The sequence below is a fragment of the Flavobacterium noncentrifugens genome, assembly GCF_900100375.1.
GTDB lineage: Bacteria > Bacteroidota > Bacteroidia > Flavobacteriales > Flavobacteriaceae > Flavobacterium > Flavobacterium noncentrifugens.
Window position 1 is genome coordinate 831,481 of sequence record NZ_FNEZ01000002.1, and the last position, 19,080, is coordinate 850,560.

Sequence of the window (19,080 nt, forward strand, 5' to 3'; positions counted from 1 at the left end):
ACCTAAAATAAATTTAAACCTACAAGAATGTTTAATCTTAAAACCAATTTAATCCTATGATAACAAATTTACTTTTTTTGCGTAAAAAGTTGGCGGGCAATATGTTGTGTATCGTCTTTTTTGCATTGCTGTTTTCGGCTGATGCTTTTGCGCAGGTTCCGACAATTACAGCTGTCTCTCCAACGAACGTGAGTACACGTACTACCATCACTATAACAGGTACAAACTTCTTGACGACTACTTCTGTGAAATTTGGAGGTACTGCGGCAGCCAGTTTTACTATAGTAAACAATACAACGATTACTGCTTTTGCTACGACATCGGGAGCTGTAACGGTTACAAGGGCAACTGGAACGGCCACAGGCCCTGCCATTACAATGGCAACAAATACTGCCGTAGCAAATGCATCAGCGCTGAACCGGATTATCACAGACTATGGAGCTTCGGGTTACTGGTCATCAACAACTACAAGTGCTACCCCAGCAAATCAGCCTGATACAAGGCATAACCTTCTCGCTTTTGGTGTTCTTGCCGGTAGCGTTACTACCGTTTATTCGACAGGTGCTGCAGATGCTAATTTAAATACACGCGTCACTTATACCGCCGGAGATTTTCGCGCTTTTCCTTTTACAACCGTTCCCGGATCAACTTCAGCAAGCAGCTTTTTAGCTATGGCAAACACTATTGACGGCAGCGCGGGTACAACAAATTATCTTGCGAGCACCATTATTAACCTTAGGGTAAAAGATGTGCTCACAGATGGAATTAAAGGCCTTGATATTGGAACCGGACTTACAAATGTGTCTACAGGCGCTAATTTTGAGTTTAGTATTAATGGAATCGTTACTTCTAAAATAGCTGACACCGAACCGGATATCGTTTTGGCACAAATTGCAGATCCTTCGACAGCAACTACAGTCGATTATTATATGTTTACAGATGCCAGCGGGAACGTTGTTGGAAATGTAGTCAATACAGGATTTAAAACCATCGCAGCCATTGGAACCTATAAAGTAGATTTATTTACCCTGGCTTCCGGACAGTCTTATGCAACAGTTCCTCCGAGCGGGAATGGTGCTGCAGGTGCTGCTACGCGTGACATCCGTATGATAGGTTTAAATCTTTCAGACTTTGGTATTACCACTGCAAATGCAAGTTTTGTTACAAAATTTAAAGTGTATTCAGGCGGAGACAATGATGTTCCCTTCTATTCTTACAATGCTAATGCTATTACAATCATTCCGGTAATTACCACACATCCTGTCTCTCAGGCGGTTTGTACCAATGCAGGGACGAATGTGACTTTCACAGTGGCTGCAACGGGAGACGGATTGTCTTACCAATGGAAGAAAAACGGAACAAATATTCCGGGAGCAACTTCAACTTCCTATACAATTACAAATGTAGCTTTGTCTGATCTTGCAGACTATACTGCAGTTGTAAGCAATGTTGGTGGTAATGTAACAAGCAATACTGCAAGTCTGACATCAATTACAGCAACATCTACAACCTGGACTGGAGCTACAAATTCTGACTGGAATACGGCGAGCAACTGGACTTGCAGTGTAGTTCCAAGTACTACAATCAGTGCAAATATTCCGGTTGTAGGTACAGTTTATCCATTGCTTTCGTCTGTTACTGGTATTTGTAAAGACCTTATTGTAGCAAGTGGTGCTAGTGTTACTGTTAATGATACCGGTGTTTTGGATATTGCAGGAGCTATCAATAATTCAGGGGTGATAAATACGGTAAACGGAACAATTGCATTTTTGGGCACATCTGCACAGACGATTCCTTCAAATGCCTTCCAGGGCAATACAATTAAGAATCTTATTATAAACAACACGGCAGGAGTGACGATGTTAGGTAATAACGATCTAACAGGTGTTCTTACTCTTACAGCTGGAACATTTGCAACAGGAAATCACCTTACTTTAAAAAGTAATATCAATACAACAGCAATGATTGCTCCCGTAACTGGTACTATTAGCGGTAATTTGACTATTGAGAGATTTATTCCTTCAAGAAGGGCTTTCCGCTTCTTGTCTTCTCCAACTACAGGAGAAACAATTCGCTCAAACTGGCAAGAAGGCGCGCCGACTATCGATCCTGTAGGGCTTGGTACTGATATTACTGGTGCTGGTGGTGCAACGAATGGATTTGACGTTTCAGGCAGTAACAATCCGTCATTATACACCTTTTTGAATCAAAACCCTGCGGCAGGCACAAGTTGGTTCGCATCAACAAGTACAAATGTACCAATGGTTGCTGGTGTTCCTTACCGTATTTTGGTACGTGGTGACCGTACAGTAAATCAAGCATTAAACAATTCGCCTTCATCGGTAACGACTTTGCGTACGACAGGTACAATTAAAACGGGTGATGTTGTGGTGACTGATTTAAACCAAAATGCAAGCGGTTTCAGCCTTATTGGAAATCCATATCAGGCGCCTGTTGACATGGCTGCCGTAATGACTGATGCTTCATCATTACTGAATAAAAATTTCTATTACGTTTGGGATCCGACAAGAAATACAAAAGGAGCTTATGTTACAGTCACTTTACCTGCCGGAAGCAACAATTTCTCTGGATCTGTAGCAGATAAATACCTTCAGCCAGGACAAGCTTGCTTTATTCAGACTGCTACTGCCGGTGCGCCGACATTGACATTCAAAGAGTCGCACAAGCATACGGCAATAGCTACAGCAACAATATTCAAAGCTGAAGAAAATCCGGCTAATATGGTGTTTACATTATATGACAGTACTGTTCTTGCAGCAAATGGAGTGGCTGCAGATGCTTTTGTAGTTCGTTTTGATGAAAATTACACGAATGAGGTTGATGCTTTCGATGCGATCAAACCAACCAATCAGGATGAGAATATCGGATTGATGAATAGTGGGAAAATATTAAGTTATGAAAGCAGGGCTTTGCCGGTTGCATTAGATATCATCCCGATTTCACAAACACAATACAGAACGACAAGTTACGTTTATAAGGTTGCCGTTAACGGGATTTCAAATGTTAATGCTTATTTATTGGACAAATTGACCAATACCAGAACAGCATTGACAAATGATTCAGAAACAACGGTTCCGTTTACTGTTGACAATGCAGTTGCAGAAAGTATTGCTGCCAATCGTTTTGACATTGTATTTGAAAACTTGCTTGCCACTTCTGAGAACGCTTTTGCAAATGCATTGAAAATATATCCGAACCCAGCTTCAGATAAATTCTTTGTAAAACTTCCAACAGGTACCGATGGAGCAGTAAATGTGAAATTAGTCAATACATTGGGACAAACCGTTTATAGCACAACAGGAGCTTCTGAAAACGGAATTTTGAAAGTACAACCGAAAAATACTTTGCAAAGCGGTATTTATATGGTACATATTTCAAATGGTAGAAACACAACGATTGAAAAATTAATTATAAAATAAAGATTGCATGAAAAAGAGAAAAAATCATATGAAAAAGAACCTATTCATGCTGGCTTTTTTACTGATGGTATTGGGGATTCAGCCAGTAATGGCTCAAGAAGGATTTGATCCTGATGTTGACGATCAGCCGGCTGCACCAATTGATGGGTATTTATATACAGGTTTAATTGCAGGCGCCTGCATTGCAATACTGAAACTTAGAAAAAGACAAGTATCATAGTTCATATTTAAAACCTCCAGATCTGGAGGTTTTTTTTTGGAAACTATGCATATCATACAACCATTTTTGCAAATCGTATAATGTAAAATAGCTGTAAAATTCGTCAATTTGGAAGAAACTACAGCTATGGAAACTAACGATACAACAACACTTAAAGTAAAGATTTGCGGCTCAATTGAATCGCCTCCAGAAAACAGCAGGGAGCAGTTTAAACAAAGTGTCATAGATACGGTTCTTCACATTCTGCTCACTCAAGATGTGAGTATTGAATATATTGGCTACAATCCGGGCCTGGCAGGTTTGCCGCTAGAAGATGATCAAACAACTGCGTATGAAGATTGTGTTTATGTAAGCCTGAATGTAAGAGGAAAACATTTAAACCCGATGGAAGAAGAATCAAAAGAAGACATTATCAAAACCTTTGTTGAGGTATTTGAAAATAAGACCCATCGCCATTTAGAAATCGATTCCACACTTGTCGGAAAAGGAAAAAAACAGCGCATCATTGAAATGAGCAGCAACTGGAAATTATATCTTAACCATGGATAAAAAATAAAGATATTTATTCGTTGGGGAATGGATAAAGCGAAAAAGCCTTTACACGTTTGTAAGGGCTTTTTTGTTTGAAATTCTCAAATCATTTTAGGCAACATTTAAAGAAATTTACCATCTAGCAAAACTTCCCATCTTGCATTTATTCATAAAAAATACCGCAAATTTCATTAAAGACCTAAAAGTTATGAAGGATTTGTAGCGTTATTTGATGATTTTGTATCTATTGTTTTTAAAAGGCTTGACTATCTTTACCTTAAAAATTAAAGAATGGGCAAGCACAAATACCTGCCGTTGATGCTGTTTTCTTTTGTGTGTGCAATTGCAAGCGCATCGAAAACCGGTATATATACGATTGAAGGGCGTACTGAAATAACAAACGACCAAATAATTCTCATCGGTTCTGCATCGTGGGTTGGATTTAAATTTAATGGGAATTCATGTAGCTTGTCTTTGCAGGCAATCGACACCTGGGATCATTATAACTTTATAGTTTTCGAACTCGACGGAAAATACCTGCGCAGGCAACGAATTGAGAGTATTGCGGCAAACTATATTGTCACAGCTACTGCCGGCATCCATACTTTAAAAATATTTAAGGCTACTGAAGCAGCCAACGGAAATGTAGCATTTTCTAGCGCAACCGCAGAAAAATTACTTCCGATGGATTTAGTTACCAGTAAGAAAATTGAATTTATAGGAGATTCAATCACCTGCGGCATGGGCAATGATCTTGAAATTCCATGCAATACCGGGCAATGGTTTGACCAGCACAATGCCTATTTCTCTTACGGGCCGGTTACAGCACGCGGTCTTCAGGCCAGGATGTTACTGAGTTCAGTTTCGGGATACGGAATTTACCGAAACTGGAATGATGAGCACACCGAACAGCCGGTACTTCCCGATGTTTATGACAATTTGTACCTAAATCTTGATGCATCCAAAAAATATAATTCTACTTTCAATCCGGATATTGTAACCATTTGCCTGGGAACAAATGACCTTTCTGAAGGCGATAAAATCAAACCGAGACTGCCTTTTGATGCCGCTAAATTTACCAAAGCATACATTGCTTTTATCCATACCGTTTACAAACAATCGCCACAAACAAGGATTGTATTGATGAATAGCCCAATGGTTTCTGGTGATCGCAACACCTTGCTGGTAAAATGCCTCAAGGAAGTTGCCGCCGCTTTTGCGAATGATACGCAGCACAAACCCATCTCGATATTCGAATTCAAACCGATGCAGCCCAATGGTTGCGGTTTTCATCCCGATATTGCAGATGATAAAATCATGGCCGACCAACTCCACCCTTACCTAAAAAAACTGCTTGATGAAAAATAAATTAGGATTTTTATTTGCATTTTTACTTTCGATAAAAGGCTTTGCAAACATTACGCTTCCCTCTGTATTATCAGACCACATGGTGCTGCAACGCAACACAGGCGTAAAACTTTGGGGCTGGGCCAATCCAAATGAAGAAATTAAGATCACCATCGGCTGGAACCAAAAGGAATATGTAATAAAAACAAACAGCCAGGCAATATGGGAAGTGGTCGTAGAAACGCCTGATGCCGGCGGTCCATTTGCAATTTCGTTTAAAGGATACAACGAAGTCATTTTAAAAGACATTCTAATTGGTGAAGTCTGGCTGTGTTCCGGACAGTCTAATATGGAAATGACACCCAACTGGGGCATCAAAAATGGGGAGAAAGAAGCCAAACGGGCCAACCATCCAAACATCCGTTTTTTTACGGTTCCAAAACTTACCGCTACCACGCCGCAAAACGATCTCAAAGGAAACTGGGAAGCATGTACGCCAGAAAGTATGAAAAATTTCAGTGCTGTCGGATATTTTTTTGCGCTGCAACTCCAGGAAAAATTAAACGGAATTCCTGTTGGATTGCTATCGTCAAGCTGGGGCGGATCACCTGCTGAAATCTGGATGCCCGAAGCATTGGTACAAAATGACCCGATCCTGCTTGCTGCTGCCACAAAACAAAAAGAAGACATTTGGGGCCCGAAACAGCCTGGGCGTGCATTTAATGCGATGATCTATCCATTGGTACAATTCCGCATTGCAGGAACAATCTGGTATCAGGGCGAATCTAATGTGGGTTCGACTGTTTATGAACTCACATTTTCAAGCCTGATCAATTCCTGGAGGGCATTGTGGAATGATGATTTTCCATTTTATTTCGTACAGATCGCTCCTTTTAACGACGGTTATCAACATGATGGCGGAGCAGTAATCCGGAACGCGCAGCGAAAGGTTTCGATGGATGTAAAAAATACGGCAATGGTGGTTACCGGAGATATTTCTACAACCGATGACATCCATCCGAAAGATAAAAAATCGGTTGGCGTCAGGCTCGCAAACCTGGCATTGGACAAGACATACGGAATAAAAACAGGGGAAGCTTTCGGTCCGGTCTATGAAAAAATAAGTATAAAAAAAGACAACATTATCATTCACTTTGCTTACGCCGATGGCCTTCATTTTAAAAATAAAACGTCAAACTTTTTCGAAATCGCCGGAGCAGACAATGGCTATTTTCCCGCCAAAGCCGAAATCAAAAACAATACGATAATCGTAAAATCCGATAAGGTCAAAAAACCCGTAAAAGTGCGTTACGCCTGGAAAAACGATGCGCAGCCGGATTTATTTAATGCGGCACAATTGCCGGCTTCGACTTTCGTCTCCGAATAACTGCAAAGTCTTTCGACTTTCTATTTTTGACTTAAATTAAACCAAACCATGAACCATAAATACCTGATTACGGGAATTTTTACCGTACTAAGCCTTGCCAATATGAATGCACAGAAAAAACAACATCTCGATGCGAAAAAACCAATTGAGGAACGCATCAGCCTGTTGATGAAGGAAATGACGCTCGAGGAAAAAGTCGGGCAAATGAATCAATACAACGGATTCTGGGATGTAACCGGGCCGGCGCCAAAAGGCGGAAATGCCGAACTTAAATATGAAAACCTTCGAAAAGGCTGGGTAGGTTCGATGCTTACGGTTCGCGGTGTTAAAGAAGTGCGCGCCGTACAGAAAATCGCCGTTGAGGAAACACGTTTGGGCATTCCGCTAATTATTGGTTTTGACGTCATCCACGGTTATAAAACTTTAAGTCCGATTCCGCTCGCAGAAGCCGCGAGCTGGGATATGGACGCGATTAAAAATTCAGCGTCCGTTGCAGCGGATGAAGCCTCTGCCGCAGGGATCAACTGGACTTTCGGGCCAAACGTAGACATTTCAAGGGATGCGCGCTGGGGCCGGATGATGGAAGGCGCAGGTGAAGATCCATATCTCGGCAGTAAAATCGCCACAGCAAGAATTAAAGGTTTTCAAGGCGATAATTTTTCAGGAAATAACAAAATTGCAGCCTGTGCGAAGCATTTTGCCGCTTATGGTTTTGCCGAATCCGGGCGCGATTACAATACGGTAGACATCAGCAATTCGACTTTGTTCAACGTCGTTTTGCCACCGTTTAAAGCAGCAGTCGATGCAGGTGTAAAAACGCTGATGAATTCGTTCAACATCCTAAACGGAATCCCGGCAACGGGCAATGCCTTCCTGCAACGGGACATTTTAAAAGGAAAATGGAGATTTGACGGATTTGTCGTTTCTGATTGGGCTTCGGTGCGCGAAATGATCGCACACGGCTATGCCGCAAATGGGGCAGAAGCTACGATGAAAGCAGTAAACGCAGGTTCGGACATGGATATGGAATCGCATTTGTATGTCGCAGAACTTGCTAAATTGGTCAAAGAAGGCAAAGTAAAAGAATCTTTGGTTGATGATGCAGTCCGCCGGATTTTAAGGGTCAAATTTGAACTGGGCCTTTTCGACAATCCATACAAATATTGCGATGAAGCACATGAAAAAACCATTGGCAGCAAAGCCAATAACGATGCGGTTCTGGATATGGCGAAAAAATCAATTGTCCTGCTCAAAAATGATGGCGGATTGTTGCCGTTGAAAAAGAAAGGACAAAAAGTAGTGCTTATCGGCGCATTGGCTGCAGATAAAAACAGCCCACTCGGAAGCTGGCGCATCGCTTCCGATGACAATACCGCAGTTTCCGTTCTCGAAGGCATGCAAAAATATGATCCTGCATTGGCATACGAAAAAGGAACCGATCTTACGATTGGAAAAACGTCATTTACCGAAGAATTGGTTTTCAATACAACGGATGAAAGCGGATTTGAAGCGGCAAAAAAAGCAGCTGCAACAGCAGATGTGGTTGTAATGGTGCTCGGCGAAAACGGCTTTCAAAGCGGCGAAGGGCGCAGCCGTACGAATCTTGACCTTCCGGGAAACCAGCAGGAATTGCTTGAGGCAGTTTATAAAGTGAATAAAAACATAGTTTTGGTACTTAACAATGGCCGTCCTTTGGCATTGCCTTGGGCTGCAGCCAATATTCCGGCGATCGTTGAAGCGTGGCATTTGGGAACCCAAACGGGAAATGCAGTCGCAGAAGTACTTTATGGCGATTACAATCCGTCAGGAAAGTTACCGGTTTCGTTTCCGAGAAATGTCGGGCAGGTGCCGATCTATTACAACAATTACAGCACAGGCCGCCCGGTTGACAGCGATAAAAATGTATTTTGGTCGCATTATTCAGACGTAGAAAAAACGCCATTATTTCCGTTCGGATTTGGATTAAGTTACACCACTTTCGAATATAAAAATCTTGAAGTATCCAAGGCAATTTATGCAAAAGGCGAAGCGATAAAAGTATCAGTTGTAGTGACCAATTCAGGAAATTTTGACGGAAAAGAAGTGGTGCAATTGTACATTCACGACCAATCCGCAAGTCTTGCACGTCCGGTAAAAGAACTCAAAGGTTTTGAATTGGCAAGCCTTAAAAAAGGAGAAAGTAAGACCATCACATTCACGCTGACCGATAAAGAACTGGGCTTTTATGACAACGAAGGGAATTATTTAGTTGAGCCGGGCATGTTTAAAATCATGGTTGGAGGAAGTTCTGATAAAGGGCTTGAAAGTAGTTTCCAACTTAACTAATTGTCGATCGACTCAGAGTTGGAAGACTCAAAAAAGCAAGAAAGAGAAGTTTGTTTATTTGTGAAAAAAGGCTGCCGGATTATGGGCAGCCTTTTTCGGTTTATTGCAGTTGGTTGTTGTATTGCTTAATTAGTTTCAGCGTGGAAGCATCAGTTGAAAAAACACTATTCAAGCCTTGCGGTTCCTGCGGCGGATCGGTAGTCGGCGCATCGCCTTTGTTCCATTTTCCTGTTGGATTGACCGCTTTTCCTTCGCCTCCAAATCCCCAAAAATTAATTCCGGCCAATGTTTCGCCAGCCTTTTTGCTTTCGGCCAATCTTTTAAAGAACACTTCGTAAAATGCATCGCGGCTTGCTGTAGAAGTTCCGGGTAGCAGACTTTCATTTGCCCGCGGCAATCCAAATTCTTCGATCACGATTGGTTTTCCTAATTTTTTGGCGACGGCAACGTGTCCATTAATGTACTCAAGCGCTTTGCTTTCGGCGATCGGCAAGGTGTTTTCAGCATCTTCTGCTTTGAACCAGCCCCAGTTTTTTGGCCAAATGTGCATCGTTAAATAATCGATTCCGGGGTTGTTGTGCGTTCGGGCAAAAGTTTCCAGATCGTCATTCGAACCTGCTTTGCCTTCAGATCCGGTAGAAACCAAGTGGTTTTTATCAAGTTTGTGAATAAACACTACTGTTTTGTTGAGCCATTCGGTAAATGCAGCCTCATTATCAACGGAAAATATGCGCGGTTCGTTGGCAAGCTGCCACGCCATAATTGCAGGGTCTTCGGTATATTTCTTTTTGGTGTAGGCATTTGTACGGCCTAAAACATAACGAATGTGGTTTTCAAATCCGGTTTTGCACGGATCGCAACTGTAAAATTGTTTAGTAAAATCCATGAATTGCGGCCAGGTGTTGGGCTTGATGTTTGGGTTCGGGATTTTTCCGTAACCGTTCCATTCTAAATATTGCGACATGCCGCCCGACCATTCCCAATTGTTCGTCAGGTATAAAACCGCATACATGTTGCGTTTTTCCATTTGTGAAAGTAGGAAATCTAGTCCGTCAAACAATTCCACATCATATTTTCCCTGGGCAGTTTGCAAAGCCGGGGAAACGGTGTAATCGTAAGTGCCGCCATCGGCCCCGGCGAGAATTCTGAGGTTGTCGATTCCGTTGCTTTTCATCAGGTCGAGTTCGCGCAACAACCGTTCCCTGTCTCCGTATTTTTTGGAGGCCAATAACGCACCGTACCAATAATTTGTACCGATGTAAGTATACGGTTTGCCATCTTTTACAAAATGCGTTCCTTCTACTTTGATATAGGTTTTCTTTTGGGCATAACCGTCGGCAACGTTCAGTATAACGGCTGCTACCGCAATACTTAGCAGAGGTATTTTCATAATAGTAAGTTTTTAGTTTCCGATGTGGTAAAGATCAGGCAATTCGTTTTGAAGCAATGATTTTTGCTTGTTTGCAAACTGAATGAAATCTGCAGCGTTAGATGATGATGGTGTTGGAACATAATAACCGTTGTTGCTGTTGTTCCAAAACATTACAAAAGCCAGGTTGATATTGTTTCCGGTCATTGTGGTGTACAAATAATCGGAAAACCAATTCGGAATCACAGGGTTTGAAACTGTAACCTGGTAACCTGTTTCGGTTAGTGCGGCAATTTTAATCCGGGCATTGGCAAGATCCGAAAGTATCTTGAGCTTGGCATTGGCGCGCCCGGCACCAGCCGATCCCTGATTGTTCAGGTCGCCGTAATTGTCCATTCCCAAAACATCTACATATCTATCGCCGGGATAGCGGCTTAGGTAATTTGCTTCGGTTGCATACGAATTGTCGGGAGAAAAAGCATAGAGTACGTTGTGAACGTTTTTAGTGTTTTTCAGATAATCCACGGTAAACCGGTAGGCTGTTTTGTATTCTTCAGGCGTGCAATAATTGGCGCCCCACCAAAACCAGCTTCCGTCAAACTCGTGAAAAGGCCTGAAAATGACTGGGATCGATTTGTTGTTTGCATCTTTAAGCGCATTCAGTACTAAAGCTACTTTATCAAGTTTCAATTTAAACCAATCGTGATTCGCGCCGCCGGGTAATAGGCTTCTAAAAGCAGTTGCTTTTTCTGTGTCGGTCATATCCGATGCATAGAAACTTTCTTCATGGTTTGGCTCGCGCAAATGCCAGCAGAAAATGTTGATCATGCCTTTGCTGTAAGCTTCTTTCACATCATTTGTAATGATGATTTCCTGTTGATGGAACCAGTTTGATGCTTCTCCGGTATTGTTTTTATCGGTGATAAACATAAAATCGGAACCCAACAAAGCAGGATCATTTCCGGTCGTTTTTTTGATATCTGAATCGCCGCTGTTGTTTTGGTAAAAAGCATTAAAAGCATCCTGTTGGCCAACAGCAAAACCAGTTTTCGACAGTTTGATCAGATTGTAAAACAATGCGACGGTTTCATCAGTGGCATTGGGATCGGAAATATAAGTACGGACGTTTTGCGGAGTCAATACACTTTCCTCTTCAGGCGCAATTGTTGGGTTTTCTTCAGGTTTTTGATCTTCTGAAGAGCAGCCGCTTCCATAAAATAAAACCAGCAAAACAAAATAGGAAAGCTTTTTCATCCGGATAATCTTTAATTTTATTTGGTATTGGATTGGATCAATTTGTAATTTTCTTCGGAAACCGCAATGACTTTGATGTCATCAAAAAACACAGAGCCATTTGTTTCTGCCAATGCGAGCATCAGGCGGAGTTTTTTGGCATCTTCGGGAACCTTAACTGTTTTTTTGTAAAGTGTCCAATCGGTCGTACCTAAAACGGTCGCTAGATTTTCATAACGGATGTTTTTTTCAGATGATGTAGCAAATTCTGCCGTCACAACCGCAGCGTTATAAGTTTCTTTTCCGCCTTCAACGGCATCGGTTTTTATCCAGGCACTGATTTCAACAGCATAACTGGTTTCCGGGAGCACCAAAATCTGGTCATAACCTTTCCATTGTTTCCCGGAAAACTGACTGATGTTCAGCGCGTTTTTTCCGGATTTTTTGACGTAAGCAGACAGCGTTCCGTTTTCTCCGCGCCAAAAGTTCAACTCCGATTCAAATCCGCCGTTTTTGACCAGATTGGCCTGCGCCAGGCAAAACATCGGAAGTAAAACAAGAAAATAAGCTAATTTATTTTTCATACAATTTATGGATTTTCAATGCGGTGAATTAGTTCAAGGCAGGCCCTGCCGTTATGATACGGGCATTTCCAGAATCCTGCTTTGTCTTTCAAAATAGGGGAATAATCTTCGTAAACGCCCCAGATCCATTCGCTGTTTTTGCTGTCGATAATATGATTTTTGATGAATGCCCAGTTTGTAAAAACCACATCAAGATAGCTTTTATTGCGCGTGAGCTGCCAGGCATTGTAAAACCCGATCAGCAATTCCGCCTGCGGCCACCAGTGTTTTTCGGCTACGAACGTTTTTGTTTCGGGATCAAATTCATACCAGAGCCCGCCATCAGAATCAATGCCTTCTTTTGTCGCATCGGTCATTAAAATGGCATAATCGCGAAACCTGGAAATCAATTTTTCGTCCTGAGTTACTTCTGCACATTGCAGCAGCAGCCAGGCGGCTTCGATGTCGTGTCCGTATGAAATCACATCCGGGCGTTCTTTCCATTGTTCGTCAAAAAATAACTTTAAGTGTCCGGTTTTGGTATTGATAAAATGGGTTTCGATGGTTTCGAGCAATTCAGTAATGATATTTTTCAAATCGGCATCTGGCCAGATTTTATAAAGATTCGCATACGCCTCAATGATGTGCAAATGTGTATTCATCGTTTTCTTTTCGTTGGCATCTTTATCGCTGAGGCGAAGGTCGTCCAGCGGTTTCCAATCGCGCGTGAATGCTTCGAGATAGCCTTTGTTTATAGGATCGTAGCTGTATTTTTGTATTTTTTCATACAAGCAGATCGCCATTTCGAGTGTTTTTGGATCATCTGAAATCGCATAATATTCCGAAAGTCCGTAAATAGCAAAAGCGATCGCATAGATCTGGTTTTTGGTATCTTTTGGATGGCCGAGATGATCAACGCTCCAAAAAATACCTCCAAATTCCGGATCGTAAAAAGTATTGGCCAGATAATGAAAAGCCCTTTCAGCAAGCGCTTGATGAACTTTGTTTTTAGTATTTTGATAAGCCGCCGCAAACGTCCATAAAATCCGCGCATTTAAAACCGAACCTTTTTCGGAATCGGTAATCTTGATTTCATTGCAATCGATTTGCCCCAGAAACCCGCCATTTACATTGTCAACAGCCTGCTTTTCCCAATACAATAAAATCGCATCGAGTTCGGCAGTCATTTCTTTGCGGAGCTGTTCGATTTCGTAAGTCATCGCTATAAAATTTCTTTGTTGTGATCTACTTGTTTAATAATCGTTTGTACCGAACCTGCTGAAGTAAAAGTGTCCTGCGGCGAATGCAACACATAATCAACCAATTTTTCTACTGAAGAAACCGCGACGTGCATGCGCGTATCGGATGAAGCATAATATATATAAACCGTTCCGTTATCATCGGCGATCCAGCCGTTTGAAAACAAGACGTTGGAAACATCGCCAACTCGTTCAATACCTTCCGGAGCCAGGAAATGACCTGCAGGAACATGCGTTACTTTCGAAATATCTTCAAGCGAAGTCATGAATAAATAACAGGTGTAGCGCAATCCGGCAGCGGTATTTCTTACGCCGTGGGCGAGATGAAGCCAGCCATTTTCTGTTTTAATCGGTGCTGGGCCAAGACCGTTTTTGAGTTCGTAAATCGTATGGTACACTTTTCCGAAGATGATCGTTTCGTTTTCTACAACAGGATTTTTCATGTCGGTTACAAATCCCAATCCGATGCCGCCACCGTTGCCTACATCGATAAAACCATCCTGCGGACGCGTATACAATGCATATTTTCCATTGACAAATTCGGCATGCAGGACGACATTTCTTTGCTGGCCGGTGTTCGAAATCAAATCAGGCAATCTTTCCCAGTTGATCAAATCTTTGGTACGCACAATTCCCGCATTGGCTATAGCCGAACTCGTATCGCTTTTTAGCGCTTTCGGGTCTTTTCTTTCTGTACAGAAAATCCCGTAGATCCAGCCGTCTTCGTGTTGCGTTAAGCGCATGTCGTAGATATTCGTATCTGGTTCTGATGTTTGTGGAATGACACATGGTTTTTCCCAGAATTTGAAATTGTCCACACCATTCGGGCTTTCGGCAATTGCAATGAATGATTTGCGGTCGGCACCTTCCACGCGAACAGCCAGCACATATTTGCCATTGAATTTCATCGCCCCGGCATTGAATGTGGCATTGATCCCGATGCGTTCCATCCCGAATGGGTTTGTTTTCGCATTCAGGTCATACCGCCATTCCAAAGGCGCATGAGCAGCCGTGAGTATCGGATTTTCATAACGATCATATATTCCGTTCGAATTTTGAAGCGGCAGGTTTGGCATTGCGATCAATTCCTGGTGCGACTTGTTTAGGCTGTCGTAATTGTGGATTTTTGCAATTGTTTCTGTTTTAGACATGTGGGTAAGTTTATATTCTTAAATGTATTCAGGTTCTAATAATCGGAAAGGCATTGCCACCAGGTTTTACGCATGGTAAACACAATGACCGAAAGCAGCGCGATGACCACGCCCAGCGCATTCCATTTGGACAGGATCAGGTACATCGGCAGCAGCGTTAATAAAATTTGCCCGGCAATTCCGAGTACGATATTGAGCATGTTGACCTTGAAGTTCTTGTTGCGTTCGAGTCCAGGATTTTCAGCCAATGCGATTTCGTGTATCGGTTTCCAGAATCCCCACGGCCTGACGGTTTTGTAAAATTCGATTAGGGTTTCGGTATTGGTTGCAGGCGCGGCATACGAACCGATAATGCAGGCAATCAGTTGGATGATGATGAATACCGGGAAAAAATACAACATGCGCGTACCGTCAAAAAAAGTTGTTACGCCCGAAACGGACAAGGCTGGCGGAATGGCACTGGCAATGATCCCGGCAAGCATTCCGTAAAAATAGCCGTTGGCATTAAAGCGCCACCAGTACCATTTTAGAACATTGGCACAAACAAAACCACCGTAAAGTCCGGCCGTAATAATGTTGAAGATCATATTGACATCTTTAATCAATAAGCCAAGCCCGACGCCGAGGCAAACCATGACAATACCGGAAATGTAACCCACGTTGATCACTTTTTTGCGTGGCGCATCGGGGTTGAAGAACTTGAGGTAAATGTCGTTTACGATATACGCCTGGCCGGCATTCAGCGTTCCGGAGAAGTTGCTCATAAACGCACCGAGAAATCCGGCAAGCACCAATCCGACAAGGCCAACAGGCAAGTAATTGTTGATGACAGCAGGCATGATGTTTTCAAAATTCACGCCGTCGGCTGTGCGGTGCAGGTTTAGGTCTTTGAAATAAAGCACGCCCAAAATGCAAAGCCCCATCGTCATGAAATACCGGATCGGGAGCAGGATGATTGAAATGAATCCGCTCATTTTACTAGCTTCTTCAGGTGATTTCGTACTTAAGATTTTCTGGCAGTCGTAATTCGGCGCAGGCCCAGCAAGGCTTTTCAATACGCCCGAGAAAAACATCATGCTTACGATGGCCGAGAATAATTTGTAACCGTCTTTTTGCAATTTAACCTGTGCGTCACCAAGAATCTGGCTCCAGTCGAGGCCGAGTTCTTTTCCGAAAAGCGGATTGTCCCAGCCCAGCGGCATGCGATCCGTAATGACAATTCCGGAATTGGCCAGATGCGTCATTGCAATAATCCCAACAAAAATAGAGCAGAAGATCATGATCATGTATTTGATGAAATCGGCCAGGACAATACCATGCATTCCGCCAACTATGCTGTAAAACGTGGCTACGATGCAAATGCTGATGCCGTAGAATTGTGCTGTGGTGTTTTTGGCTGCAAAAAGCGCCGTTTCATAATCAGTAGTTCCCGGTAAAAATAATTCAAGATGCTTGTCAAGAAATGGAACATATTCTTTTATGGATTCGTATGGAATAAATATTTCGAGGAATTCGCCTACGCCAACAAATGCATAAGCCATGTATCCGATGCAAAGCATTAAAGCGAAAACGACTACGATCGCATGGCTTTGCCGAACGCCTTTGTCTGTCAACCCGAAACGCGTTCCCAGCCATTCAGCTCCGGTCGTGGCATTGCTTCGGCGTAGCCATTTGCTCAGGAATACCATTAGGAAAACCTGGTTAAAAACCGGCCACATCCACGGGATCCAGACGCTTTTAAATCCGTAAAGGAATGCCATGCTTACCAGCAGCATCGTTCCTGAAATATCAAACATGTCGCTGGCATCGCTAAGCCCGAGCATATACCAAGGCAGTTTTTTTCCGGCCATGAGGTAATTGTCCTTACTTTTCTTTGCACGGTTTTTCATGATGAGGCCAATTACGATCATCAGTAAAAAATAAGCGCCAATAATAATAAGGTCTATAGTGGATAATTTCATGTCTTGGATTTATTTGGTGTATAATTTGGCAGCTGCGGCGTCTTTTTCAAAAAAAATATTGCTCAGATTGTAAAAATCAACAAAATCCTTTTCACTCGATTGCCCTTTGTATGGCGCGTAATAATGCATGCGTGGCGGATTCATGTATTCGTTCCAGCCGTGATTTCTCCAGACCAAAACGTATGAAATCTTATAATTGCCGATGGCTTGCAGAAGTGTTTGCGTCCACCATTTGTTGTAAGGAATTTGCTCATAGCCAGTTTCCGCGAAAGCAGTCAGTTTGTTTTGCTCTTTGGCGACCGCATCCATAGTACCAAATTGCCGCTGGCAATTTTCGATAAAAGAATTGTCGGTAGCCGGATCTTTGTATTGGTAATTGTCGAAGCTCAATACGTCGGCCCAACCGGCTCCGGGATAATATTCAAGGAATTCTTCCCGTGTTTTAAAATCAGAGGTGTTGTACACATAAATCAGGTTGTGTACGCCTCTGGACTGCAAATAGCCGAGGGTGAATTTCCATAATGATTTAAAATCTTCTGGCGAAGCGTTGTTTTTACACCACCAAAACCAGTTTCCGGTGAGTTCGTGATACGGCCTGTAAAGCACGGGAATCGGTTTTCCATTGGCATCTTTTAAAGAATTCAGGTATTTTGCCGCTTCATCGAGCCAGCCTTTGAATTTTTCATGCATTTGGCCTCCGGGAAGTATTGAAACTAATGTTTTTGGAGTAGTATCCCAGGCATTTTTTGCGGTTAACGGATTGTCGGTATGCCAGCTTATCGTTACGATTCCGCCTCGTTTTCGCGCATCTTTGATGAATTCGCGCATTTTGTCGAATGGGATTCCGTCAATATTTTTATCTGATTTTTTTTCGAGTCCGCCAAGATCCCAGCCGTAAACTGCAGGATAATCGCCAGTCACATCTTTGACATCACTTCTTCCGGGTTCGTATTTCCAGTTCACACCATAAGCAAGATCATCCTGATGACCGAACATGATGCCTTTTTGTGCAAACTTTTTAAGGTTGTTGTAGAGCACGACTGTTTCTGGCGTCGCATTCGGATCGGAAAGGGCAGAGGACGATTTTTTTACCTGCGCGTAGCCGGAACATGAAGCTATCAGTGCGGTAAGAAAAAAATAATATAAGGTTTTGGTCATCGTCGGTTTTTTAGGTGTAAAATTCGGCAGTATTTACTAAAAATATAAATTTAATGGCTTAAAAAAACATTGCGCTTCTGAATTGCCATCATATTTTAGGAATACGCTAAATGTATTTTTCAAAGATAATTGGGCGGGCATCTTTTAATTAATAGTATTTTATCAATTATATATCATATTATTGCAGTAAAATTATCAATTATGAACAGCCAAAAAAATTTCTACAGGGAAATCGCTCCACTTTCTTCAGGCGACAGTTTTCTGGTTTTTGACCGGATCAAGGACAATTTTGATTTTCCGGTGCATTACCATCCGGAATTTGAGATCAATTTTATCCTTAACGGTAAAGGTGTTAAACGGGTTGTGGGCGATAATATTGAAGAAATTGAAGAAATTGAGCTCGTCCTCGTTGGTCCAAATCTATACCACGGCTGGGAATTGCACAAATGCAGGAACAAGCAAATACACGAAATTACGATACAGTTTCACAACGACCTGCTGCATGAATCTTTGCTTTCCAGGAAAATCATGACGCCAATCCGAGACATGTTTCACCGTTCGATTCACGGCATCCTTTTTTCAAAAGAAACAGCAGAAGCGCTTACGCCAAGATTGCTTAAAATTTCAAGATTGGACGGAATGGATTATTTCCTTGAGATCATTTCGGTGTTGTATGACCTTGCAAACTCAAGGAATCAAAGGCTTTTGTCAACTTTTACAGTAGATGCCGATACGTTTGAAGAGTATGATAAAATGAAATTGATTTATGAATTTGTACAAAAGAATTTTTCTGAAAAACTCACTCTTGAAATGGTTTCAGATGTGGCAAGCATGAGCACGATTTCGTTCAACCGTTTTATTAAAAAGCGCACCGGAAAGACTTTTGTAGATTACGTAAATAACATCCGTGTGGGTTATGCCGCGCGTTGGCTGGTTGAAAAAGATTTGAGCATTTCTGAAATTGCCTTCAAATCGGGATTTAATAATATAGCCAATTTTAACCGAAACTTTAAGGTGATAAAAAAGTGTACGCCGAGCCAGTATCGGGAAGATTTTTCAGGACTCAGAAGGATCTTATAATAATTATGAAATTTCTATAATATCATATATTAAGCCTGTAATTTACTGATAATATA

General features: G+C 42.1%; 14 protein-coding genes. 7 read left to right on the forward strand and 7 right to left on the reverse strand.

What is annotated here, in order from left to right:
• Window positions 1-101 precede the first annotated feature (101 nt).
• The 6 genes from BLS32_RS08480 to bglX all read left to right on the forward strand — a co-directional run bounded on the left by BLS32_RS08480 (window position 102) and on the right by bglX (window position 9,250).
• On the forward strand, window positions 102-3,440 hold the full coding sequence (locus BLS32_RS08480; RefSeq protein WP_170227551.1) for a T9SS type A sorting domain-containing protein: 3,339 nt from the start codon (window positions 102-104) through the stop codon (window positions 3,438-3,440).
• Window positions 3,441-3,447: 7 nt separating this feature from the next.
• Complete coding sequence (locus tag BLS32_RS08485; protein ID WP_091394034.1) at window positions 3,448-3,660, forward strand: hypothetical protein; 213 nt, start codon at window positions 3,448-3,450, stop codon at window positions 3,658-3,660.
• A gap of 108 nt (window positions 3,661-3,768) precedes the next feature.
• On the forward strand, window positions 3,769-4,209 hold the full coding sequence (locus BLS32_RS08490; protein WP_139171715.1) for a hypothetical protein: 441 nt from the start codon (window positions 3,769-3,771) through the stop codon (window positions 4,207-4,209).
• 273 nt (window positions 4,210-4,482) lie between these two features.
• Window positions 4,483-5,559, forward strand: a complete 1,077-nt coding sequence (locus tag BLS32_RS08495; RefSeq protein WP_245699370.1) for an SGNH/GDSL hydrolase family protein — start codon at window positions 4,483-4,485, stop codon at window positions 5,557-5,559.
• A complete protein-coding gene (locus BLS32_RS08500) occupies window positions 5,549-6,925 on the forward strand; it encodes a sialate O-acetylesterase (protein WP_091394041.1) in 1,377 nt (458 codons plus the stop codon). Before BLS32_RS08495 ends, BLS32_RS08500 begins: the two co-directional genes overlap by 11 nt.
• A 48-nt stretch (window positions 6,926-6,973) precedes the next feature.
• The gene (gene bglX, locus BLS32_RS08505; RefSeq protein ID WP_091394044.1) at window positions 6,974-9,250 is read left to right on the forward strand and encodes a beta-glucosidase BglX; all 2,277 of its coding nucleotides are present in this window, start codon (window positions 6,974-6,976) and stop codon (window positions 9,248-9,250) included.
• Between the two features lie 100 nt (window positions 9,251-9,350).
• On the opposite strand, the gene BLS32_RS08510 is transcribed toward bglX, so the two are convergent.
• The 7 genes from BLS32_RS08510 to BLS32_RS08540 are packed head-to-tail and all read right to left on the reverse strand — an operon-like array spanning window position 9,351 to window position 17,944.
• Complete coding sequence (locus tag BLS32_RS08510) at window positions 9,351-10,640, reverse strand: glycoside hydrolase 5 family protein (RefSeq protein WP_091394047.1); 1,290 nt, start codon at window positions 10,638-10,640, stop codon at window positions 9,351-9,353.
• A gap of 12 nt (window positions 10,641-10,652) precedes the next feature.
• The gene (locus tag BLS32_RS08515; RefSeq protein ID WP_091394050.1) at window positions 10,653-11,873 is read right to left on the reverse strand and encodes a glycoside hydrolase family 26 protein; all 1,221 of its coding nucleotides are present in this window, start codon (window positions 11,871-11,873) and stop codon (window positions 10,653-10,655) included.
• Window positions 11,874-11,890: 17 nt separating this feature from the next.
• Complete coding sequence (locus BLS32_RS08520; protein ID WP_091394053.1) at window positions 11,891-12,436, reverse strand: carbohydrate binding domain-containing protein; 546 nt, start codon at window positions 12,434-12,436, stop codon at window positions 11,891-11,893.
• Window positions 12,437-12,441: 5 nt separating this feature from the next.
• A complete protein-coding gene (locus tag BLS32_RS08525; protein WP_091394055.1) occupies window positions 12,442-13,635 on the reverse strand; it encodes an AGE family epimerase/isomerase in 1,194 nt (397 codons plus the stop codon).
• Between the two features lie 2 nt (window positions 13,636-13,637).
• Entirely contained in the window at window positions 13,638-14,825 is a 1,188-nt protein-coding gene (locus BLS32_RS08530; protein WP_091394057.1) for a glycoside hydrolase family 130 protein, read from the reverse strand.
• Between the two features lie 35 nt (window positions 14,826-14,860).
• Window positions 14,861-16,786 carry a sodium:solute symporter family protein gene (locus BLS32_RS08535; RefSeq protein WP_091394061.1) on the reverse strand — a complete coding sequence of 642 codons (1,926 nt, stop codon included), beginning with the start codon at window positions 16,784-16,786 and terminating at the stop codon, window positions 14,861-14,863.
• A 9-nt stretch (window positions 16,787-16,795) separates the two neighbouring features.
• Window positions 16,796-17,944 (reverse strand): glycoside hydrolase family 26 protein, encoded by a 1,149-nt coding sequence (locus BLS32_RS08540; protein ID WP_091394064.1) that lies wholly within the window; start codon window positions 17,942-17,944, stop codon window positions 16,796-16,798.
• A 201-nt stretch (window positions 17,945-18,145) separates the two neighbouring features.
• Here BLS32_RS08540 and BLS32_RS08545 point away from each other — a divergent pair, with 201 nt between their 5' ends.
• Entirely contained in the window at window positions 18,146-19,024 is an 879-nt protein-coding gene (locus tag BLS32_RS08545) for a helix-turn-helix domain-containing protein (protein WP_091394066.1), read from the forward strand.
• The last annotated feature ends 56 nt before the right edge of the window (window positions 19,025-19,080 follow it).